The sequence below is a fragment of the Streptomyces boninensis genome (genome assembly GCF_048572725.1).
GTDB classification, from domain to species: Bacteria; Actinomycetota; Actinomycetes; order Streptomycetales; family Streptomycetaceae; genus Streptomyces; species Streptomyces boninensis.
Genome location: NZ_CP183837.1, coordinates 3,690,744 through 3,713,658 on the forward strand (window position 1 = coordinate 3,690,744; position 22,915 = coordinate 3,713,658).

Below are 22,915 nucleotides of genomic sequence, written 5' to 3' on the forward strand. Positions count from 1 at the left end.
AGGTCCGCATCCGGACCGCTCTGCGCCGACGCGGTGAAGAAGACAAGCCCTACGGGCTCAGTCCTGCTGCTGCTCCTGCTGCTTGCGCCAGCGGATGCCGGCCTCGATGAAGCCGTCGATGTCGCCGTCCAGCACGGCCGTCGGGTTGCCGACCTCGTGGTCCGTCCGCAGGTCCTTGACCATCTGGTACGGCTGCAGGACGTACGACCGCATCTGGTTGCCCCAGGAGCCGGCGCTGTCGCCCTTGAGGGCGTTCATCTTGGCCTGTTCTTCTTCCTTGCGCTTGGCGAGGAGGCGGGCCTGGAGGACGCGCATGGCGGCGGCGCGGTTCTGGATCTGGGACTTTTCGTTCTGGCAGGAGACGACGATGCCGGTTGGGAGGTGCGTGATCCGGACCGCCGAGTCCGTGGTGTTCACCGACTGGCCGCCCGGGCCCGAGGAGCGGAAGACGTCGATCCGGATCTCGTTCTCCGGGATCTCGATGTGGTCGGTCTGCTCCACGACCGGGAGGACCTCGACGCCGGCGAAGGAGGTCTGGCGGCGGCCCTGGTTGTCGTACGGGGAGATGCGCACCATGCGGTGCGTGCCCTGCTCGACGGAGAGGGTGCCGTAGGCGTACGGGGCCTTGATGGTGAAGGTGGTCGACTTGATGCCGGCCTCCTCCGCGTACGAGGTGTCGAGCACCTCGGAGGGATAGCCCTTGTGCTCGGCCCAGCGGAGGTACATCCGCTGCAGCTGCTCGGCGAAGTCGGCGGCGTCGACGCCGCCGGCTTCGGCGCGGATGTTGACCATCGCTTCGCGGGCGTCGTACTCGCCGGAGAGCAGTGTGCGCACCTCGAGCTCGTCGACGGCCTTGCTGATCGCCGTCAGCTCCGTCTCGGCCTCGGCGCGGGTATCGCTGTCGTCCTCGGCCTCGGCGAGCTCATGCAGCACCTCGAGGTCGTCGATGCGGCTGCGCAGCTCCTCGGTCTTACGGACCTGGCCCTGGAGGAACGAGAGCTTGCTCGTCACCTGCTGGGCGTTGTCCTGGTCGTCCCACAGGGTGGGGTCGGCCGCCTGCTCTTCGAGCGCGGCGATGTCCGCGCGGAGGGCGTCGAGGTCGAGGACGGCCTCGATCGATTCCATCGTCGAGCGGAGGGCCTTGAGGGCTTCTGCGAAGTCGGGTGCTACCACTCTGCCAGCGTAGCTGGTTGCGTCGGGTTGGAATCCTGCGGCTTCGCCGCGGAGTCCTCAAGCGCCGGACGGCTTGATCGTGGGTGGGCCGTGGGGATGGGTCAAGCCCCGGTCCACCTGCTACCGCAGGCTTAGACCCGCTGCAGCGCGCTCGCCAGCAGGGCGAGGTCCGTCGGGCCGTTGCCCAGTTCGCGCAAGGGCCGGGACGTGGGTGGTACGCCCATGCGCTCCCACTCCAGCGGGACCACCGTCGGGCGTGCTGTCGTCGTGCGCGGGATGCGGCCCGTGACCCGGCCTGCCTGGAAGGGCACCGCGGGGCCGCCCGCCCGTGCGACCAGGACGCCTCGGCCCGGCGGGGCGTCCGCGGGGTCCGGTGCACCCAGTGTTACGCGCAGGCCTGCCAGCTCTGCTGCCGTCGTCGATGCTGTGCGGTCGGGGCGCCCGGAGGCAGCGACTACGTACATGCCGAGTCGTGCGCCCTCGCGTGCGACCGCGTCGAGCGCGCGCACCACCGAGCCTGCGGCGGGCCGCGCGGTCGATCCGAGCGCGGGCGCGACGAGTGCGTCGTAGTCGTCGACGACTACGACCACCGCGGGCAGCGCCGCCACCGCACGTCGCGCCGCGCGCCCGTCCGTGGCGGGGGACTCGATCGCCTGCCCCGAGTCCCGCGTACGCAGCCGCAGCGTGCCGCTGGGCGCCGCTTCGACGTCGCCCGTACGCGGACCCGGTACGGAACCGCCGGGGCCGCCAGGCCCCGCACCATCCGCCCCGGAACCCTCCGCGGCAGCGGCAGTCGCCTCCGCCGACAGCTCCGCCCTCCGCTTCAGCTCGCCCACCAGCTCCTGCGCGAACTCGCGCATCCGCACCGGGTCAGCGGCCGGCAGATAGGTCTCGACATGCGGCAGATCCGTGCATACGCGCAGGCCCTCGCCCCGGTCCGTACCGCCGCCGTCGACCAGGATCAGGTGCAGCCGGTCCGTACGCTCGGACGCCGCCAGCGATGCGGCGAGGGAGCGGAGGAGTTCGGTCTTGCCGCTGCCTGCGGGGCCCTCGACGTAGACGTGGTGGACGCCCTCCCTGGTCAGGTCCGCCTCCAGCGGGCCCCTCGGGCCGGCGCCGAAGACGGCCAGTGCCTGGGTACGTTCGGTCCAGCGGGCGGCGAGGGCCGTGGGGGTGGCGCGGGCCAGGCCTAGCTCGTCCAGGAGGCGGACGGTCTCGGGGAGCTCGCCGGGGTGGCGGGTACCGGGGGCGTTTGCGGCGGGGTCGGCCAGGGGGGCGAGGGCGCGGGCGAGGCGCTCGGCCCAGGCCGCCGAGACGGCGTCCACGGTGCCGGCGACGAGCGCGCCGGCGGTCTGCGCGCCGCTCGCGCCCTCCGACACCGCTCGCGCCAGCCACCCGCCCCCGGGTACGCCGCCGCGCTCCGCGCCCGGCCCGAACAGCCACGCCTGCCCCGTGCCCTGCGCCGTATCACCGGGCACGATCGGCCGGGCCCCGGAACCGGGACGGCGCAGCACCCGCAGGCCGGTGGCGACATCGCCGCTGAGCATGGCGACCGCACCGCACTCGGCGAAGGGCGCGGATGCCGCGCACGCCGCCTCGTACACCTTCGTCAGCGGCGTCGCCGCCGTGGCCGCCGGGGTCTCGGCGAGGCTGATGACATGGATCCCGGCGCCCGCGCCCCGGGCGGCCAGCCGGGCGGTGGCGGCGCGCAGGTCGGCGCCCGCTGGGTCGCCATCGACGATGAGCACCGTGTACGGGGGGCCGGCCGGCCGTGCGGCGCCGGTCTCGTCCAGGCGGCGGGTGAGTTCGGCGAGGCGGGCGGTGGCCTGGTCGCGGTCGTACGCGGTGAGCAGCCGGCAGTCCTGGCCGCGGGCCGGGCGCAGGTGCGGCAGCCAGCCGAGCCAGGACCAGTCGGCGAGCCGGTCGCGCAGCGGCCGATAGCGGTCGGTGCTGACGAGCACGAGCTCCAGCACCTCCGGCGAGTGCAGCGCCGCGAGCTGCCCCAGCACGGACCGGGCCAGCCCGGCCAGCCGCGGACGGGGGCCGGCGAGCCCTAGGGCCCCGACCTCGCGCAGGCTGACGGCGAGCGCGCCGTCGGCGGCGAGCGCTCTGTCGACGGCGGCTGCCCCGGCGAGGGGCGCGCCCGTGGGGGCGGCTGCCGGGTGGGCGGGGGCGGCCAGGTGGTGCGCCGCGTCGTGAGTCGCTTGGCCGTACGCCGCACGGTCAGGGGTGACGAGGCCGTGGGTCGCATGGTCGTGGGGCGCGAGACCGTGGGGTCCGTGGCCCTGCGCCGCGCCCTCCGCGGGCGACGCCCCGTACGCACCTGCCGCCACGGCCGCGGGCTCCGCCGTCCCGAGACGTACGTGCAGCGCATCGGGGTGGTCCGCTGACCGTTCCCACAGCCGGGGTCCGGGTTCGAGCGCGGTGAGCAGCAGCGCCGCCGGGTCGGGCCAGCGAGCGGCGGCGAGGGCTGCCGTCGTGGGCGGCGTGGCGAGCGCGGGGCGTACGGCAGCGCCCGGCTGCGGGGCGGCCTGTGCGGCAGCGGCCTCCCCCCGGCCCCCGGCCAGCCGCCGGGCCCACGATCTGATGCCGCGGGTGGGAGACACCGGCCCGGGCGGGACCGGTGGTGCGGTATGCCCGGCGGCATCCGCAGGCATACGGGCCGCGGGCACGGCGGCGTCCCCGGCGAGATTCGTCCCGCGCGAGGGCGTCGCACCGGGTCGCGGCGGCGGCACCACGGCCCGCCCCTCCGCGGCAGCGGAGCCGGCGGACAGGCGCCCGCCCGATCCCGCTTCCGGCACCTGGGCGGCGCCCGATCCGGCCCTCGAGGTCTGAGGGCCGCTGGGACCGCCCTCGCTCGGACGCCCGCCGAGTCCCGGTCCGTCTTCGCCGGGGCCTGCGGCGGCGATGCCGCCGGCTTCAGCGGCGATGCCATGCGACGTCGCGCCTGCTGGACCGCCCGCACCGGGGCGTACGGAACCGAGGCCACCGGCCCCAGCGGCAGCGGTGCCATGCGATGTCGTGCCCGCCGGGCCGTCGAATGCGCCGCCGGGGCGCGGGCCGGCGATCGTCTCAGGGTCGGCGGCGGGCCCCGTACGCCGAACGCCGTCGGCGTCCGCACCGGCCGCTCCCCCGGGCCACACGGCGTCCGCCTGCGCCTGCGGCGCACCCGTCGCCCCGCCATCCGCGCCGGACCACGCCGCCGGCCCCCCGGCCCCGCCTGACCCCGAGGTCGCCGAGCCGGCTCCACCCCGCTGCCCGGGCAATCCGCCCGCGGCAGCGATACCCATGGCACCCTCGGGCGCCAAGCCGGGCACCGGCCCAGTCGCCGCTCCAGGAACCGCCCCGGCCGCAAGGCCCCCCGCCACAGGCGCAGCGCCCTCGGCCCCAGCCCCGAAACCCCCCGCCGGCAAGGCGACCCGCAGCTCCGACTCCCCGATCCGCAGCACCGCCCCCGCCCGCAGCGGCACCGGCGTCTCCCCCACCACCGCGCCGTCGAGGCGTGTGCCATTCGTCGAGCCCAGGTCGCAGACCGACATCGCCCCGGACTCCGCGACATCCAGCGCGCAGTGCAGCCGCGAGACGTCCGGATCGTCCAGCGGCACCTCCGCATCAGCCGACCTTCCGATACGGATCCGGCCCCCGTGCAGCAGATGCACGCCCCCCGCGTCAGGGCCCGCCGTCACCTGGAGCCGCGCCGCGGCGCCCGCCCCCGGGTCCGTATCCACATCCGCCGGGTCGCCGGCCTCCGGCTCCGCCGGGCCGCCGAGGGCGAGAATCGCGCCGTCGACCAGCGGGGGCTCGCCGAGCAGAGCGCGGTCGGGGTCCAGGCGGCGCGTGCCGGAGAAGACCGGGACCGCCGCGCCGCCGGAGGAGCCGCCGGCGCCCGCACCGGCCACCGCGTCCGCCAGGCCGGAGGTGACGGCGCCGAGGGGCGTGCCCGCGGGGGCGGTGACGAGCACGTCGCTGCCGTGCGCCGGGCCGCGCTGCGGCAGCTGGACGGTCAGCCGGATCTGCATGCCCCGTCACCGGTTCCCTTCTGGCCGCGAGTGAGGCCTTCGGCACACCGCCGCCGCCCCTGCCCGCCGCCTGCTCGCTCCTGCCCTTCACCGAACCGCTCACGGCCGTTCACGGCCGGTCACAGCCGAAGAACGGCCGCTCTCAGCCATACCCCGGCCGCACCCGCGGCCCACGCCCCCGGAGTCCCGCGTGTGGAGGCATCCTTCCACCTCCCACCGACACCCGGTGCGCAGGGCGCAGTTGAACGATCTTGATTGGCGGAAACTTGCCGCATCAAGCCCGCCATGTCACTACCTCGGCGCACGCCGGGCGCATCCAACGGCAACCATCCGCTCCGGTGGCGCGTCCTCCACCGGAAGAACCTCGCCCGCACGGGGGAAGTCCGCAGGCGAGGGTGGACGGAACCGCCGCTCGGAGCGGCACCACTAGAGTGGGGAAGATGGCGTCCGGGGCCGGCCTGGCCGGGACGCCGAAACGATCACGACCAGGGAGCGCATGACGTGCGGCCGGTAGGCAGCAAGTACCTGCTCGAGGAGCCGCTCGGACGCGGCGCCACGGGCACCGTGTATCGCGGCCGTCAGCGGGAGACGGCGGGCGCCGAGGCGGCCGTGGCGGGCCAGCCGGGCGAGACCGTCGCGATCAAGGTCCTCAAGGAGGAGCTGGCGAGCGACCCGGATGTCGTGATGCGCTTCCTGCGCGAGCGGTCGGTGCTGCTGCGGCTCACCCACCCGAACATCGTCCGCACCCGCGACCTGGTCGTCGAGGGCGATCTGCTCGCCCTGGTGATGGATCTGATCGACGGTCCTGACCTGCACCGCTATCTGCGCCAGTACGGCCCCTTCACCCCGATCGCGGCCTCCCTGCTCACCGCGCAGGTCGCCGACGCGCTCGCCGCCAGCCATACCGACGGCATCGTGCACCGCGACCTGAAGCCGGCGAACGTGCTCCTGGCCGGCGACGGCCACGACACCATGACCCCGATGCTGACGGACTTCGGCATCGCCCGCCTCGCGGATTCGCCGGGCCTGACCCGTACCCACGAATTCGTCGGCACCCCGGCCTATGTCGCCCCCGAGTCCGCCGAGGGCCGCCCGCAGACCTCCGCCGTGGACATCTACGGCGCCGGGATCCTGCTGTACGAGCTGCTGACCGGGCAGCCGCCGTTCGCCGGCGGCAGCGCCCTGGAGGTGCTGCACCGGCACCTCAATGAGGAGCCGGTACGCCCCGGCGGCGTCCCCGACCCGCTGTGGACCGTCATCCAGTCCTGTCTGCGCAAGAACCCGGACGAGCGCCCCAGCGCCGAGAACCTGGCCCGCGGCCTGCGCACGGTCGCCGCCGGCATCGGCGCGGGCGCCACCCCGGAGCAGGCCACCGCCGCCCTGGGCGTGGCCGCGCTGCTCGCGCCCGACCCGCGGCCCGCGACGGTGCCGGGGAGCGGCCAGGGGGGCGGCGACGCCGACCCGACGCAGGTGCTGCCGCAGGGCTCGTCGTCGCCGTCGTACGACCCGAACGCGGCCACGTCCTTCCTGCCCTCGGCCGGTGCGGGAAACCCCGGCGGCGCGCCCGGCTCCGAGGACCGTACGACCGCGATGCCGCCGGTGCCGCCCGGTCCCCCGACCCCGCAGCAGGACGGCCCGCATCCCTGGGAGACCCAGATGCGGGCGGCCAGGGACCGCAGCGAGCAGACCCAGCAGATGGGTTATCTCGACCCGAGCGAGGACCCGCTGCGCCGCCGCCCGCGGCGCGAGGCCCAGCGCCGCCAGCAGCCCCCGCCGTACGCCCAGCAGCAGCCGCAGCGCCGCCAGCCCGAGCCGCCGCCGCAGCGCTACCAGCAGCGTCCGCAGCAGCCGCCCGCCGCCCCGCCGCCGCAGGAGCCGCCGCGGCAGCGCCGCGAGCGCAGCCCGAACCGGATGCGCATCCCGGGTCTCGGCTGTCTCAAGGGCTGCCTCTTCATGGTGGTTCTCGCGGCGGTCGCCATCTGGCTGCTGTGGATCGCGATCCCGGACGACTGGGTCGCCAACGGGCGGAGCTTCTGGGACACGGTCACGGACTGGTACGACCAGGCCAGCGACTGGATTTCGAAGATCAACGGCGACGGGGGCGGCGGCTCGGGCGGGCAGTGAGCGCCCGTAACCGACCGCTGATGTTGGGGATTTGTCGACACCCAAAGGGTGTTTAGCCCCCGTCGGGCACCACCCACCCCCTCGGTACGCGTAGTTTTATCGCCATGGCACGGAGAATCGGCAGCCGTTACACCGCTCACCAGGTGCTCGGCCGTGGCAGCGCGGGCACGGTCTGGCTCGGGGAAGGCCCTGACGGGCCGGTCGCCATCAAGCTGTTGCGCGAGGACCTGTCCGAGGACCGGGACCTCGTCGGCCGCTTCGTACAGGAGCGCCAGGCGCTGCTCAGCCTCGACCACCCGCGGGTGGTCGGGGTGCGCGACCTGGTCGTGGACGGCGATGACCTCGCGCTGGTCATGGAGTTGGTCCGGGGTACGGACCTCAGGACCCGGCTCGAGCACGAGCGCAGGATGCTGCCGCAGGCGGCGGTCGCGATCGCGGCCGACGTGGCCGAGGCGCTGGCCGCGGCGCATGACGCCGGGGTCGTACACCGCGATGTGAAGCCCGAGAACGTCCTCCTGGACTCGTCCGCCCCGATCGGCCCCGGCGGTGCGCCGCCCGCGCTGCTGACGGACTTCGGCGTCGCGAAGCTGATCGACGCGCCGAGCCGGGCGCCGCAGGCCGCCGCGGGCGCGCCGGGCGCCCGGATTCCGGCGCAGCGGCGGGTGATCGGCACGCCCGACTATCTGGCGCCGGAGATCGTGGAGGGGCTGCCGGCCCGCAAGGCGGTCGACATATACGCCCTCGCCACGGTGCTTTACGAGCTGCTGGCCGGGTTCACGCCGTTCGGCGGCGGGCACACCGGTGCGGTGCTGCGGCGGCATGTCACGGAGACCGTGGCGCCGCTGCCGGGGATCCCGGACGAGCTGTGGCAGCTGCTGCTGCAATGCCTCGCGAAGGCGCCCGCGTCGCGGCTGCGCGCCGCGGAGATGGCCGCGGGCCTGCGAGCGGTCCTGCCGGATCTGGACGGGCTGCCGCGGCTGGACATCGACGAGCCGGCGGCGGATGAGCCGGAGCCGATGGCGGCGGTTCCCGCGGGCGCGGACGCGTATGCGGGCGGCGAGCCGGTGGCCTCCGGCGGCGGGCGACCGCTGCGCGGGGCGGTGCCGCTGGTACGGGCCTCGGCCCCCGACTCGAACCGGGACACCCACACCAGCATGCGGGTGCCGGACTCCGACGAGCTGGCGGGCGGGGCGCGGGGCACCGCGCGGGTGCCGAAGGTGCCGGGCCAGCCGCGCCCGGGTTCGGCGCGCGCCCGCACGCCGGTCCGCAAGCGCCGGCTGCGGCTCGGGGTGGCCGCGATCGCCGTGGCCGCGGCGGCGGGCATCGGCGGGTGGGTCGCCACGTCCGGCGATGACGGCGGGGCGCCGCCCGGGGGGAACTCGGAGCAGTCGTCGCCCGCGGAGCCGTAGCCGCAACTCCGCCTGGGCAAGGCGGGGGCGGGTTTGGTATACCAAGTGTTAGGGTCGGCCCTCCGACCGCGACCTTGGAGGGCCCGTGCTCACCCGCTGGCGTGCCGCGTACATTCTCGCCCATCAAGGCGGTGGGCATGCGCTGCTTCGCGACGGCGAGGCAGTGTGGGAGGGAGACACCCTCGTCTACGTCGGGCCGCGCTATGACGGTCCGGTAGACCAAGACGTCGACCTGGGCGAGTCGCTCGTGCTGCCCGGGCTGATCGACCTCGACGCGCTCACCGACATCGATCACCTCGTGCTCGACTCCTGGCATCCCCCCGAGCGCGGCCCCGGACTGCAGTGGTCGCTCGACTACTTCCACCGCTCGCGGCACGTCTTCACCCCCGAAGAGCGCGCCCTCGTACGCGAATACGCCCTCGTCCAGCTCGCGCTGCACGGCATCACCACATACATGCCGATCGCCTCCGAAGTGCACAGCTCCTGGGCGGAGACGTACGACGACTTCACCACCATGGCGGAGCTCTCGCGGCGGCTCGGCCTGCGCGGCTATCTCGGGCCGAGCTATCGCGCCGGGGTCAATGTCGTACCCGAGGACGGCACCCGGGACATCGCCTTCGACGAGGAGCGCGGGAAGGCCGGTCTCGCCGGTGCCGAGCGCTTCCTGGAGTACGTCGACGCCCTCGGCGATCCGCTGGTGCGCGGCGCGCTGCTGCCCTGCCGGATCGAGACGCTGACCGTCGAGCTGATGCGGCAGACCGCGGCGCTCGCGCTGCGCCGCGACGTGCCGGTGCGGCTGCACTGCCTGCAGGGCTCGCTGGAGCGCGAGCTGGTGCTGCAGCGGCACGGCTGCACGCCCCTGGAACTCCTCGGCCGCACCGGCCTCTTCGGCACCCGGCTGCTGGTCCCGCACGGGATCGTCATCGACCGGCACCCGGATGTGTACGGGTCGGACCGCGGGGACCTGGCCGCCCTCGCCGAGGCCGGCGTCTCGATCGTGCACTGCCCGCAGACGTCCCTCCGCTACGGCAGCGTGCTGCACTCCTTCGGCGCGTACAGCGACGCCGGGGTCAACCTGTGCCTCGGCACCGACTCCTTCCCGCCCGACCTCATCCGCGGCATGGACGTGGGCGTACACCTCGCCAAGGTCGTGGACGGCCGGGCGGATGCCGCCCCCGCCGAGGCCTATGTCGAGGCGGCCACCCTGGGCGGCGCCCGGGCGCTCGGCCGCGACGACCTCGGGCGTCTTGAGGCGGGCGCGCAGGCCGACCTGGTCGCCTTCCGGGTGGCCGACATCCGGGACGGCGTACGGGACGACCCGGTGCGCTCCTTCCTGCTCAGCGGCACCGCGCGGCAGGCGTCGCACTCCGTGGTGGCCGGCCGGCCCGTGCTGGTGGACGGGGAGCTGCCGGGCGTCGACCTGGCGGGGCTGCGGGGGCGGGCGCAGGCACTGTTCGACAAGATGCGCGCGGCCTATGGCGAGCGCGATGTGCGCGGGCGCAGCGCCGACGAGCTGTTCCCGCCTACCTTCCCGGAGTTCGAGGAGACCCCGTAGCGATGCTGATCACGAACGTCCGCCCCTGGGGCGGCGCGCCCACCGACATCGAGACCGACTCCGGCGGGCGGATCACCGCGCTCGTACCGCATGACCCACAGCGCGGCGACGGCGACGTGGCCGGCCGCGGCCGGCTGGCCCTCCCCTCCTTCTCGGACGTCCACTGCCACCTGGACTCCAACCGCGTCGGCCTCCCCTTCCGCGAGCACACAGGGCGCCCCGGCATCTGGGGCCTGGTCATGAACGACCGCGACCACTGGCGCGAGGACCCGCCGGTGGCGGAGCGTACGACGAACCTCCTCGGCCGCATGATCGCCCGAGGCACGACGCGGGTGCGCTCGTACGCGCAGATCGACGCCGACTGCGGGCTGGAGCGCTTCGAGGGCGTACTGGCCGCCAAAGAGGCGCACGCCGGGCGCTGCGAGGTCGAGATCATGGCCTTCCCGCAGGCCGGTCTGCTGCGCGAGAAGGGCGTGCCGGAGCTGATCGACCAGGCGCTGGCGAACGGCGCCGCCGTGGTCGGCGGCATCGACCCCTGCACCCTGGACCGCGACCCGGTCCGCCACCTCGACATCGTCTTCGAGCTCGCCGAGAAGCATCAGGCCCCGGTCGACATCCATCTCCACGAGCCGGGCCACCTGGGGGTGTTCAGCACCGACCTGATCCTGGAGCGGGTACGGGCGCTCGGCATGCAGGGCAAGGTGACGATGTCCCACGCGTACGAACTGGGAAACGTGGACGAGCCCACGACCCGCCGCCTGATCGAGGAATTCGCGGAACTGGACATCTCCATGGCGACAATCGCCCCGGCCCAGCAAGCGCACGCCCTCCCGCTGTCCGACCTGACAGCAGCAGGTATCCGCGTAGGCCTGGGCGAAGACGGCCAACGCGACTTCTGGTCCCCGTACGGCAACGGCGACATGCTCGACCGCACCTGGCAACTCGCCTTCACCAACCGCTACCGCTTCGACGAACTGATCGAACACTGCTGGGCGGTGGCCAGCCGCGGCGGCGCAAGCATCATGGACGCGACCCTGCCGCGCCTCAGTTCAACCGCCGACCGCCCGGGCGTATCCGTGGGCGACGCGGCAGACCTGGTGCTGGTCCCCGGCGACACGGTCACCGCCGCCATCATGGACCGCCGCGCGGACCGCACGGTGCTGCACCAGGGCCGCGTGGTGGCGGACGGGCTCGAGCTCATCAACTGACCGCTCAGTAGTCACGTCACGGTCACGATGCGCGACTTGACGCCGGAGGCGCTATTGCGGTGCGGGTCCGAGCGGCGTAGGAACTTCCCCACGGGACACAGGGGAGGCTGGGATGCGCAGTCCGCTTCGCGGGATCAACCCGCTGACAAGCGCCGGGAACGCCCGGCGGAGAGTACGCTCCGCCGCGGCTGCCGTCGCCGTCTTGAGCCTCGCGCTGGGCGCAGCAGCCTGCGGGGACGACGATGACGGCGGCGGTGGCAACGGTAAGGGCGGTGGCGACAAGGCGACCGTCAAGCTGCCCAAGCTCGACGGCCAGTCGATCCAGGTCGGCGGCGTATGGACCGGGCCGGAGCAGAAGAGCTTCAAGGCGGTGCTGGACGAGTTCGGCAAGCGCACCGGCGCCGAGACCAAGTTCATCCCCACCGGCGACAATGTCGCCGGGTTCGTGGGTACGAAGATTGCGGGCGGCGCGCCCCCCGATGTCGTCTTCGCGCCCCAGGTGGGTGTGTTGCAGGAGTTCGTGAAGAAGGGGTGGGCCAAGCCCCTGAACTCCGCCGTGCAGACGGAGCTGAAGCAGAACTTCGTCCAGGGCTGGCAGGACCTCGGCGCAGTCGACGGCAAGCAGTACGGCGTCTACTACAAGGCCGCCAACAAGTCCCTGGTCTGGTACAACACCAACGCCTTCGAGCAGGCGGGCGCGCAGCCCCCCAAGACCTGGGACGACTTCATCAAGACCGCCCAGACCATCTCCGACTCCGGCGTGCCGCCGGTCAGCGTGGGCGGCGCGGACGGCTGGACCCTCACCGACTGGTTCGAGAACATCTACCTCTCCCAGGCCGGTCCGGAGAAGTACGACCAGCTCGCCAAGCACGAGATCAAGTGGACCGACCCGTCCGTGAAGGAGGCGCTGACCACCCTCGGCCAGCTCTTCGGCAAGGACGCCCTGATGCTCGGCGGCAAGAGCGGCGCGCTGAAGACGCCGTTCCCCGACTCGATCACCAAGGTCTACACCCCGCCGGACGCCCCCAAGGCGGCGATGGTCTTCGAGGGCGACTTCGTGGCCTCGTTCATCGGCGACACGAAGGCGAAGGTGGGCACGGACGCGAAGCTGTTCCCGTTCCCGGCCGTCGGCAATGAGCCGCCGGTGGTCAGCGGCGGCGACGCGGCGGTGATCCTGAAGGACAACAAGGCCTCGCAGGCCTTCCTGACCTTCCTCGCCTCGCCCGACGCGGCGAAGATCTGGGCCGAGCGCGGCGGCTTCGCCTCGCCCAACAAGAGCCTGGACATGGGCGTGTACCCGAACGACGTACAGAAGACGATCGCCGAGGCGCTCATCCAGGCCGGCAACGACTTCCGCTTCGACATGTCCGACCAGGCCCCGGCGGCGTTCGGCGGCACGAAGGGCGCGGGCGAGTGGAAGGCGCTGCAGGACTTCCTGAAGGACCCGAAGGACGTGGCCGGCGCGCAGAAGCAGCTGGAGACGGACGCCGACAAGGCGTTCAAGTAGCGGGCGGGGGGCCTTCAAGTCCATGACCTCCGCGGTCGCGCCGGGCAAGCCACAGCCCGGGAAACCCCGAAAGTCGGTCATGGGCACCAGGCGGTGGGTGGCAATGCTGTTCCTGCTGCCCGCCGCGGTGCTCCTGCTGGCCATCGTGGCCTACCCCATCATCTACTCCGTCGTCCGCAGCCTCTTCGACCAGTCCGGCGACTCCTTCATCGGACTGGACAACTTCCAGGCGCTGTTCACCGACGACGACAACCTCACCGCGATCAAGAACAACATCATCTGGGTGATCGTCGCCCCCTCGGTCTGTACGGCCCTGGGCCTGATCTTCGCCGTGCTGACCGAACGGGTCAGCTTCGGCGCCGCGTTCAAGATGGTCATCTTCATGCCGATGGCGATCTCGATGCTGGCGGCGGGCGTCATCTTCTCGCTGGTCTACCAGCAGGACCCGGAGCGCGGCGTCGCCAACGCCGTGTGGACCGGCGTCCACGACACCTTCGCCGAGTCCTCGGCCTGGCCAGGAGCGCGGCCGCGGCCGAACGACAAGGTGCTCGCGGGCCCGCAGAAGGGCCCGTTCACGACCAAGGACACGGTCTCCGCGGGCAGCCCCGCGCTGCTGCCGCTGGTCGCCGTAAAGCCGCAGGACGTCAAGGACGCCAAGCAGGCGACCGAGCCCAAGGCCGCGTCCGGCGGCGGGATTTCGGGCACCGTGTGGGTGGACTTCAAGCCGGGCGGCGGCGGGAAGCTCAATGCCATCGACAGCGGCGAGAAGGCCCTGGAGGGCATCAAGGTCGAGGCGGTGAAGGGCAATGAGACCGTCGCCTCCGCGACCACCGGCGCCGACGGTACGTTCACGCTGCCGAAGGAGGCCGACGGCGCGAAGCTGCGGCTGCCCGCCTCGAACTTCGGCGAGAAGTACAACGGCGTCGACTGGCTCGGCCCCTCCCTCATCACCCCGGCGATCATCGCCAGTTACGTCTGGATGTGGGCGGGCTTCGCGATGGTGCTCATCGCCGCCGGCCTCGCCGGCATCCCGCGCGAGCTCCTCGAAGCGGCGCGGGTGGACGGCGCCAACGAGTGGCAGGTGTTCAGACGCGTCACCGTGCCGCTGCTCGCACCGGTGCTGGTGGTCGTCCTCGTCACCCTGATGATCAATGTGCTGAAGATCTTCGACCTGGTGTGGGTGATCTCGCCCGGGGCGAATCTCAAGGACGCCAACGTGCTGGCCGTGCAGCTGTATCTGCTCGGCTTCGGCACCGATACGGACCAGGGCATGGCGAGCGCGATCGCCGTGGTCCTGCTACTGCTGGTGATCCCGGTCATGATCGTCAATATCCGCCGGCTGCGGAGGGAGACCCGCCGATGACATCCCTCCCTGACGTGGTGAAGGCCGAGCAGTCGCTCGGCGCCCGGATCGCCGGCTGGCTCGGCGGCTCGCTGGTGCGCATCTTCCTGATCGTCATCGGGCTGTTCTGGCTGCTGCCGTCCTTCGGGCTGCTGGTGTCCTCGCTGCGCGGCCGGGAGGACATCCAGGCGACCGGCTGGTGGAAGGTCTTCACCGCCCCGTCGGAGCTGACCTTCAGCAACTACGACGCGCTGCTGAGCAACGAGGCCATCACCGACTCGCTGGTCACCACCATCCTGATCACCGTGCCCGCCACCCTCCTGGTGGTGGTGATCGGCTCGCTGGCCGCCTACGCCTTCGCGTGGATGGACTTCCCGGGCCGCGACTGGTGCTTCCTCCTCGTCGTCGCGCTGCTGGTGGTGCCGGTGCAGGTGGCGCTCATCCCGATCTCCAAGCTCTTCGACAACCTCGGGATCTATCAGAGCCTGATCAGCGTCATCCTCTTCCATACGGCCTTCGGGCTGCCGTTCGCGATCTTCCTGCTGCGCAACTTCTTCGCGGAGATCCCGCGGGAGCTGCTGGAGGCGGCGCGGCTCGACGGGGCGAGCGAGGTGCGGCTGTTCACGCGGGTGGTCATGCCGCTGGGCGGGCCGGCGATCGCGGCGCTGGGGATCTTCCAGTTCCTGTGGGTGTGGAACGACTTCCTGGTCGCCTTCATCTTCGCCGACCCGGGCAGCCCGCCGACGACGGTGGCGATCCAGCAGCAGGCCCGCCAGTTCGACAACAACATCGACGTGATCGCGTCGGGTGCCTTCATCTCGCTGGTGATCCCGCTGATCGTGTTCTTCGCGTTCCAGCGCCAGTTCGTGTCCGGGGTGATGGCGGGGGCGGTGAAGTAGACCCTGTCGTACGGGCGGCGCCCGCTACCGGCGCCGCCCGACCAGCCGCGCCAGCGCCGCACGGGCGGCGGCAGGAGCCGGGGCCGGGACGGCGGTCGGCCCGTCCCCGGGCACGGCCTCGTCCGGGCTGCGGACCAGCAGCGACAGCCCGTTGCGCACGGTGTAGAAGACCCGCACCCTGGCCCCGGCGTGCAGCACCGGCGGGTACTGGTAGATCGCCTTCTTCACCCGTACGTCGTCCAGGATCCGCCCGAGCCGCAGCGGCTTGTGCCCTTCGACCGACAGATACAGATCCCAGATCTCCCGCGGCTCCCCCTCCTGCCGGCGCTCGGCGAGCGGCCGGTACGGGATCCGCGCCGCGAAGCCCCCGTCGGCGGCCGGCGCGGCCGGCACCGTGAACTCCTCCTGCTCGCCGCGCCGCCGCACCACCAGCCCGGCCGCGGCCGGGAGCGCGCTGCCGTACAGCCGGCCGTGCACGGTGGTGTCGGCGGCGCCGACGAGGACGTGGCTGACCTCGGCATGCACCTCCCGCAGCCAGGTGCGCAGGCTGAGGTGGCCCTCGTCGGTGACGTACGGCAGCCACACCTCCACCGGCCCGGTGCCGGCGGCGGGGGCGACGGGACGCTGATCGCAGGCGGCGGCGCGGGCGCGGCGGACGGCGGCGCCTTGGCCGGAAGGTGCGCCGCACTCCAGCCAGAAGTCCCAGTGCCCCTCGGCCAGTTGGTGCTCACCGCGCCGCAGTACGGCCTCGAACCGGCCGGGGGCGTCGGCGCTGTCCGCACCGGGCGCACTTCCCGCGCCGGCCGCGGGCCGGAACGGGATCCGCACCGCGGCGGCGCCGCTGCCCGCCGACTCCCGCTTGCTGAGCCCCCGGCGGCGGCCGACCAGGTGCAGCGGGCTGTCCTCCGCGGCAGCGGCGGCGGTGAAGAAGGTCAGCGCATCGTCCCCGAGCCGGTGCGCGCCCAGGTTCTGCGGGGCCGCCTTCTCCGCCAGCAGGGCGGCGAACAGCTCCTCGTAGCGGGCGACGACGGCAGCGGGGTCCCAGCGCAGGGCCTTCTCGAGCGCCGCGGCGCTCATCGTGCGGCGGCGTTCCTCGTCGCCGATCAGCGAGCCGAGGGCGGTGGCGAAGGCGGCGACGTCGTCGACCGGGACCAGCAGCCCGTCGGCGCCGTCCGTGATGATCTCGCGCGGCCCGTGGTCGCAGTCGGTGCTGACCACGGCGAGGCCCGCGCGCATCGCCTCGACCAGGGTGAGCCCGAAGGATTCGTACGCGGACATGGACGCCGCGATCGACGCCTTCGGCCACTCCGCGGCTAGGGAGGGGACGGCGCCCATCAGCAGGACGTGGTTGTAGAGGCCGAGCTCGTCGATGCGGGCGCGCAGGGCGGCGCGCTGCTGGCCCTTGCCGTAGATCCGCAGCTGCCAGTCGGGGAAGTCGGCCGCGACCCTGGCGAAGGCCTCGATGAGCAGCTCGAACCGCTTGCCCGGCACCAGCCGCCCGGCCGCCGCCACCACCTTGGCGCGGCCGTCGGAGGGTGGCACGCCGGGCTCGGGGACCGGGTTGCCGATGTGGGTGACCGTCAGGCCCGGCACCGCGACCTGCTCGCGGAAGGCGCGGGCGTCGGCCTCGGAGACGGTCACGATGGCGTCGAGCAGGGTGAACTGCTCGGCCATCTCCTGCTGCAGCGCCTCCGGCAGCCGCTCCAGGCCGACGTGCTCCTGGCCGAGGCGTACGGCATGGGCGGGCCCGAGGCGGGCGAGGTAGAAGTTGACCGAGGGGCGGGTGCCGATGACGACGTCGGCGTCGAGCGTACGGAGCCAGGCGGCGACGCGGCGGTCGGCGAGCCGGCTGTAGCGGTCGGCGCGCGGCTCGGCGGGCGGGACGATCTCCGAGGGGATGTGGAAGTCGGGGTCGCCGGCGTCCGGGCCGCCGGGCCGCAGGTCGACCAGCTGGACTACCGGGATCCGCGGGTCGGCCGCGAAGGCCGGGGCGTCCTTGTAGCGGCCGACCGCGGCGATCTCGACCTCGTGCCGGTCGGCGAGCGCCGAGGCCAGCTTCAGGGTGCTGTGGATGGTGCCGCCAAGCCCGCACACGTCATGCGTCAGGAAAGCGATCTTCATCGTGAGGTTCTAGCCCTTCAGGGATGACGCGGACGTGCGCGTCGCGCCGCCCTGCGTGCCGAGCGCGCCCTGGGCCTCGGCCTGGGCCCGGTGACGACGGCGGACGCGGGCGCGCTCGTCGGCGAGCACCTCCGCGACCCGCAGGTTGAAGCGCTCGGTCGCGGTCAGCTCCGCGTCGCCGAGCAGGTACGTACGCAGGCCGCCGCGGGCCGCCCGCCGGGCGTCGCGCTCGGGGTGGAACAGCAGGTCGACCAGCTCCGGCACCTGGTCCTCGGCCGCCGGGTCGAGGACGTGGGCGGCCTCGCCGACGGTGGTGTTCTGGCCGCGGAAGGCGGCCTCGTCGAGGCCGGTGGTGTTGACCACGGCGTACGGCTTGAGGGTGGCGACGAAGTCGGCGACGACGCTGGAGATGTCGCTGATCAGCAGGTCGGCCTGGCCGAAGCACTCGTTGAGGTACGGCCGCTGGCCGCGGATGACCTGGTGCTCCCAGGCGGGCACGGACGCCCACTTGGCGCGGTGCCAGTCGGCGACGGCGGCGTCCCAGGCGGCCTTGAGCGCCGGGTCCGCGCCCGCGGTGTCCTTCATGCGCTGCACCTCGTCGACGCCCCGCGGCCACAGCTGGGCGGAGAGCTCGGCGAGCCGCTGCCGGCAGGCGTCGAGCTCGGCGGCGGCCTCCGCGCGGGCCTGCTGGACCGCCTCCGGCTCGGCGAAGGCGGCGGCCTCGGCGCGGCGAGCGCTGTCCTTCTTCAGCAGGTCGGCGATCCGGCGGTGCGCCTCGCGGGCGCGCGGGTCGACGGTGCCGGTGAGGGCGTGCGGCTTGTAGTGGACGCGGACCGGGGGCTCGTGTTCGAGGAGCCGGCGGACGATGTTCTCGCCGGCCTCGATGATCGAGGAGTTGCCGGGGTCGTCGGTCCAGCCCTCCCAGGTGGGGGCGTACAGGACGGTGGGCAGCTGCTTGGGCGCCCGCTCCTGCCCCTCCTCGGTACGGGCCGCCCAGAGCTCGTCGACCTGCGGGCGGCCGACCTCGATCAGCCGCTCGTCGGGCACGCCGACATCGGCCTCGGCGTAGCGGTCGCGGGCGGCCTGCCCGGCGACCCAGACCTCGTCGTAGACCTTTGTATAAGGGTTGATGAAAGCGAATTTGTCGCTGTCCCCGTGCCCCAGCATCACGTGCCGGGCGGTGGCGAGGCGCAGGATGTTGATGTTCCGGGCGGCGTTGGCCGCGTACATCACGACGCGCGCGCTGGACAGGTCGAGCTTCATGGTGCGCACCGACTCCGGCACGCACAGCACCGGCAGCGCGGTGTGCTTCAGCAGCGGCATCAGGTGCTTCTCGCGGAGGATCACCAGCACCCGGGCGTCGAGCTGCTCGATGGTGTCCATCCACATGTTGACCTGGTACGCGGTCGCCTTGGACCCGCTGTGGTAGAGCACCACCTCGGGCCGGTACCGCCGCAGCCACTCCCCGACGGCCTCGTGCACCTCGCCCGCGCGCGGCATCCGCCCGGCGCGGCGGGCGGCCCGGCCTCGTACGACAAGGGCCGCGGCGGCGGCGGCGAGCGCGGCCGCCGCGCCGGCGGTGGCGAGGAGTACGACGTCGGTGGCGAGGGCCGCGGCGGCGCCGAGCAGGGCGAGCGCCTCCAGGGTGAGCAGCCGGGTGCCGGGCCAGCCGGCGAGCCGGCGCGGGGCGGCGGCGGGCAGCTCGAGCCCGAGGTCGACGTTCTTGGCCAGCACGGGCAGCTTCCGCCGCCCGCGCAGGCCCGCGCTGACCGCGACATGCGCCCCGTGTACGAGCACCAGCCCGAGGACCAGCACCGGATACGCGGCGCCCGCGGCACCGAGCGCACCGGTCAGCGGCACCCCGAGCAGCACCCCGCGCGCGGCGGCGCGCAGCGGCAGCCCCGCGCCGACCTGCCCGAGCCGGCGCACCAACCGCACCTCGCGCCGGTGCAGATGCCGCTCGCAGGCGAGCCCGGTGGCGACGGCGGCGACGCTGCAGGCGGCGGCCGGCCAGGGCGCGACGGCGCAGGTGGCGGCCGCCGCGGTGGCGGCGGTCGCCGCGAGGGCCAGGAACGCGAGCAGCCCCCGGAGCCGGCTGACGTACGCGTAGCGCTTCAGCGTCCGGATCCGGTGCCGCCTCCATGCACCCCGCTCGCCGCCGCCAGCCAAGGAAGCCACCTTCCGCTCACCGGCATGCACCTGGGTGTCCATGCCACAGCAAGGGGAGGTTTACATAGAGAAGTCCGCTTTCCTCCTAAAACACGCCTAACTGCCTGCCGATTGCACTAGGACAGCGGCGCCCGGCCGCTACTTGAGCCCGCGCAGCGCCCGCGTCACCACCGGCGGCAGCAGATCCTTGGCGAGTTTCCGCCCGCGCGAGGCAGGCGCGCGGCCCGCGCCGCCCCCGCCGGGGCTCCGCCGCTCGCGCTGCTCCCCGGCGAACCGCGACCGCGGCATCCGCGGCGACGGCACCCGGTCCGCGTTGACGCGCAGCACCCGTCCTCCGGCGATCTCCTCCGCCCCGACCCAGCAGTCCGTCCGCTCCCCCAGCGTCGCCAGCAACTCATCCTGTATCGACGCGACATCCCCCCACGTCCCGTAGAACTTCGTGGCCGTCAGACACACCGGCTTCAGCCCTCCGGTGACCACGGCCTCCCACGCCGCGCACGCCACCCCGGGCGTGTGGTGGGCCCGGTAGTCGTCGAGCACCACGACGCCCTCCTCGCCCAGCGCCGCCCGCGCCGCGACGATGTCGCCGCGCACATGCTCGTACAGATGCGAGGCGTCGACGTGCACAAAGCGGCAGCTGCCGTCCTCGACCTCGTCCGGCACCCAGGACGTCGGCCCGTGGATGATGCGCGGCAATTCCTCGTGGAATGCACGGAAGTTGGCCTCGAAGGCGCGCCGGGTCAGCGTCGAGTACGACTTCTGCATCTCGCGCGCATTCGGATTGTCGGGCGCCTCCCCGTCGAAGAGGTCGCAGACCGTCAGCCGCTCGCCCGGACGCAGATAGCTCTGCAGAAAGATGGCGCTCTTTCCCATATAGGCGCCCATCTCCAGCACATCTCCGTGCTGTTCAAGCCGGTCCTGACGACTCAGGAACCAGTCGAACAGCACGATATCGGCGTGCCGGAACCACCCCTTCACGTCCCCGAGGGACCCGGGCCGCCGGTCCTGCGGCTGTGCTGTGCCTGCGTCGTCGGTCGTCGTGAGCGGTGTCACTGGAGCTGCCTCCTTGTGGGCAGGGACGAGGAGTCGCACCCAGCCCTACCACGGGCGCCACCAGCACCAGGGAAACGCAAAGCGTCAGGCGGATGACGCTCGTTCAATGACGAGAAGAGCGGCGTCGTCGTCCAGCCGGCCGCCGGCGTGCCGCAGCAGGTCGGCGCGGAGCCGCTCCGCCATGTCCTCGATCGGGGCGGCGGCCGCGGCGCGGGCCTCGTCCTGCAGCGCGTAGAAGCGGCCGCCGCGGTCGCGGGCCTCGATGAAGCCGTCGGTGTAGAGGACGAGCCGGTCGCCGTCGGCGAATTCGCGGCTGCTCACCACGTGCTCGGAACCCACCAGAGCGGCGAGCCCGATGGGCGCGCCCGGCGTCTCGGGCGCCCACGCCACCACCTCGCCGCCGCGCAGGATCAGCGGCTCCGGATGGCCGCAGTGCACCATCCGCACCACGGACTCGTCGCCCGGCAGCTCCAGCAGCAGGGCGGTGGCGAAACGCTCGGTGAACTCCTCGTCGTAGACCTCGCCGATGCGTCGGCTGGCGGTCTCCTCCAGCCGCCGGCCGACGTCGGCGAGGCTCTTCTCCTGGTACGCGGCCTCGCGGAAGCAGCCGACCAGGCCCGCCGTCGCGCCGACCGCGTCCAGGCCCTTGCCGCGCACGTCGCCGATGAGCAGGCGGACGCCGTACGGGGTGTGCAGCGCCTCGTAGAAGTCGCCGCCGATCTGCGCCTCCGACTCGGCGGCGAGGTAGACGCCGCGCAGCTCGAGGTGGTCGATCTGCCGCGGCAGCGGCCGCAGCAGCACCCGCTGCGCGGTGGCCGCGACCGAGCGGACCTGGCGCAGCTCGGCCTCCCGCCGCAGCCGGATGGCGCAGGCGAGCAGGCTGGCGAGGGAGACGGCGATCAGGGAGATGAAGGTGACGTCGGCGCCCGGTCGGCCCCAGACGCCATGGACGAGGTCGAGGCCGACGGTCAGCGAGAGAGCGGCGCCCGCGACGGCGCTGGTGAAGCGCAGCCCGGTGGTCGCGGCGGCGAGCACGGGGGCGGCACCGGTGAGCGGCGCCAGCTCCAGCCACGAGGGGGTGACGAGGTCGGCGAGGAGCACGACGGCCAGGAGCGCGAGGGGCGGGAGGTAGCGGCCGACGCTCATCCGGTGCGTGGCGCGGGCCGAGGGCTCAAGCACCGGCGGGGTCCTTCCGCGCGGCGTCGTACGACGACGGCGCACCGCGATCGAGGTCATCCAGGGTCCGGTCGAGGATCATCAGCAGCCGGTGCTCGGGCGCCCGCGGCGCGACGCTGCGCCGGTCGGCGGCCTCCGCCAGCCGCTCGCACTCGCGCCGGGTGGCGGGCAGCACGGGGTGCGGCAGGCCGCCCGTACAGCCGCGGACGCACAGGGCCGCGCCCTGCAGCAGCCGGGCGTAGCGGTGGCGGAAGTGCGGGTCGGGGGCGGCTGCGGTGGCTCGGTCCGGTGCCGGGCACCGGCTGTCCGGGCGCCGGCCGGCCGCGCGCCGCTCGCCCCGGCTCTTCTCGATCGCGCGGCCCAGCGCGCCCGCGTCGTCCGCGACCCGGAGCAGGGTCTCCAGGACCTCGCGGTCGACGTCCCATACCTCGCGGCCGGTACGGCGCCGGCGCCCGGCCCGCGGGTTCCAGCGCAGGCTCTCGTGCGCCCGGTCGACGGCGGTGTGCGCCTCGCGCAGCGCGCCGGTGAGGCCCTCGCGCCACTCCCGGCCGAGGACGTCCTGCGGGTGCCGCTCCTCGGCGACGGCGGTGCCGAGACCTGTCAGCACCCGGGCCAGCTCGCGCCGCAGCCGGTCCAGGGCGTCCCCGGCGGGGCGCAGCTGCAGCGGCGGGAAGAGGACGTTGCAGAGCAGCCCGATGGCCACGCCGACACCGGCGGCGACCAGGTGCGGGGTGGCCTCGTCGCCGAGGTGGCCGCGGCCGATCAGCAGCACGAAGACGGCGGTGGCGGGCACGTGCACCCCGCGGTGGCCGAGCCGGCTGTACCCGGCGGCCAGCATGGCGAGCAGGCTGACGACGGCGAGGCCGACCCAGGTGGGCCCGACGAAGATCAGCACGGGCAGGGCGATGAGCGCGCCCAGCACGACGCCGGCGCCGTACTGCATGCCGACGGTCACCGACTGGTAGACGGTCGGGTGGACGGTCAGCAGGGCGGCGATCGCCGCCGGATACGGCTGCGCCTCCCCCGGCAGCAGCAGGCAGAGACTCCAGGCGGCGACGGCCGCGAGCGAGGCGCGCGCCGCCACCCGCAACCGCTCGGGCCAGGACGCCGCGGCGGCGTCCGGCGCGGCATCGGCCGTGGCCCGTATGGAATGCATGGCG

General features: G+C 73.6%; 14 protein-coding genes. 7 read left to right on the top strand and 7 right to left on the bottom strand.

What is annotated here, in order from left to right; genetic code table 11:
* Window positions 1–57: 57 nt before the first annotated feature.
* A complete protein-coding gene (gene prfB / locus ACNNMR_RS16745; RefSeq protein ID WP_419995413.1) occupies window positions 58–1,173 on the bottom strand; it encodes a peptide chain release factor 2 in 1,116 nt (371 codons plus the stop codon).
* A 131-nt stretch (window positions 1,174–1,304) separates the two neighbouring features.
* Entirely contained in the window at window positions 1,305–5,192 is a 3,888-nt protein-coding gene (locus tag ACNNMR_RS16750; RefSeq protein ID WP_419995414.1) for an FHA domain-containing protein, read from the bottom strand.
* A gap of 501 nt (window positions 5,193–5,693) precedes the next feature.
* On the opposite strand from ACNNMR_RS16750, the gene ACNNMR_RS16755 reads away from it, so the two are divergent.
* The 7 genes from ACNNMR_RS16755 to ACNNMR_RS16785 all read left to right on the top strand — a co-directional run bounded on the left by ACNNMR_RS16755 (window position 5,694) and on the right by ACNNMR_RS16785 (window position 15,236).
* On the top strand, window positions 5,694–7,316 hold the full coding sequence (locus tag ACNNMR_RS16755) for a serine/threonine-protein kinase (RefSeq protein ID WP_419995415.1): 1,623 nt from the start codon (window positions 5,694–5,696) through the stop codon (window positions 7,314–7,316).
* A gap of 104 nt (window positions 7,317–7,420) precedes the next feature.
* Window positions 7,421–8,725, top strand: coding sequence for a serine/threonine-protein kinase (locus ACNNMR_RS16760; protein WP_419995416.1), 1,305 nt, complete (start codon window positions 7,421–7,423; stop codon window positions 8,723–8,725).
* Between the two features lie 85 nt (window positions 8,726–8,810).
* Window positions 8,811–10,280: a chlorohydrolase family protein gene (locus ACNNMR_RS16765; RefSeq protein ID WP_419995417.1), complete on the top strand. Its 1,470-nt coding sequence runs from the start codon at window positions 8,811–8,813 to the stop codon at window positions 10,278–10,280.
* 2 nt (window positions 10,281–10,282) lie between these two features.
* Entirely contained in the window at window positions 10,283–11,488 is a 1,206-nt protein-coding gene (locus ACNNMR_RS16770) for an amidohydrolase family protein (protein ID WP_419995418.1), read from the top strand.
* A gap of 112 nt (window positions 11,489–11,600) precedes the next feature.
* Window positions 11,601–12,995, top strand: coding sequence for an ABC transporter substrate-binding protein (locus ACNNMR_RS16775; protein ID WP_419995419.1), 1,395 nt, complete (start codon window positions 11,601–11,603; stop codon window positions 12,993–12,995).
* 22 nt (window positions 12,996–13,017) lie between these two features.
* Window positions 13,018–14,358: an ABC transporter permease subunit gene (locus tag ACNNMR_RS16780; RefSeq protein WP_419995420.1), complete on the top strand. Its 1,341-nt coding sequence runs from the start codon at window positions 13,018–13,020 to the stop codon at window positions 14,356–14,358.
* Window positions 14,355–15,236 carry a carbohydrate ABC transporter permease gene (locus tag ACNNMR_RS16785; protein ID WP_419995421.1) on the top strand — a complete coding sequence of 294 codons (882 nt, stop codon included), beginning with the start codon at window positions 14,355–14,357 and terminating at the stop codon, window positions 15,234–15,236. Before ACNNMR_RS16780 ends, ACNNMR_RS16785 begins: the two co-directional genes overlap by 4 nt.
* A gap of 24 nt (window positions 15,237–15,260) precedes the next feature.
* Here the strand turns inward: ACNNMR_RS16785 and ACNNMR_RS16790 are convergent, their stop codons facing one another.
* The 5 genes from ACNNMR_RS16790 to ACNNMR_RS16810 all read right to left on the bottom strand — a co-directional run bounded on the left by ACNNMR_RS16790 (window position 15,261) and on the right by ACNNMR_RS16810 (window position 22,911).
* The gene (locus ACNNMR_RS16790) at window positions 15,261–17,357 is read right to left on the bottom strand and encodes a glycosyltransferase family 4 protein (RefSeq protein WP_419995422.1); all 2,097 of its coding nucleotides are present in this window, start codon (window positions 17,355–17,357) and stop codon (window positions 15,261–15,263) included.
* A 9-nt stretch (window positions 17,358–17,366) separates the two neighbouring features.
* Complete coding sequence (locus tag ACNNMR_RS16795; RefSeq protein WP_419995423.1) at window positions 17,367–19,535, bottom strand: hypothetical protein; 2,169 nt, start codon at window positions 19,533–19,535, stop codon at window positions 17,367–17,369.
* A gap of 129 nt (window positions 19,536–19,664) precedes the next feature.
* Window positions 19,665–20,579, bottom strand: coding sequence for a class I SAM-dependent methyltransferase (locus ACNNMR_RS16800; protein WP_419995424.1), 915 nt, complete (start codon window positions 20,577–20,579; stop codon window positions 19,665–19,667).
* Between the two features lie 84 nt (window positions 20,580–20,663).
* The gene (locus ACNNMR_RS16805; protein ID WP_419995425.1) at window positions 20,664–21,758 is read right to left on the bottom strand and encodes a PP2C family protein-serine/threonine phosphatase; all 1,095 of its coding nucleotides are present in this window, start codon (window positions 21,756–21,758) and stop codon (window positions 20,664–20,666) included.
* Window positions 21,751–22,911, bottom strand: coding sequence for an FUSC family protein (locus ACNNMR_RS16810; protein WP_419995426.1), 1,161 nt, complete (start codon window positions 22,909–22,911; stop codon window positions 21,751–21,753). The genes ACNNMR_RS16805 and ACNNMR_RS16810 overlap by 8 nt, the downstream gene beginning before the upstream one ends.
* Window positions 22,912–22,915: the final 4 nt, after the last annotated feature.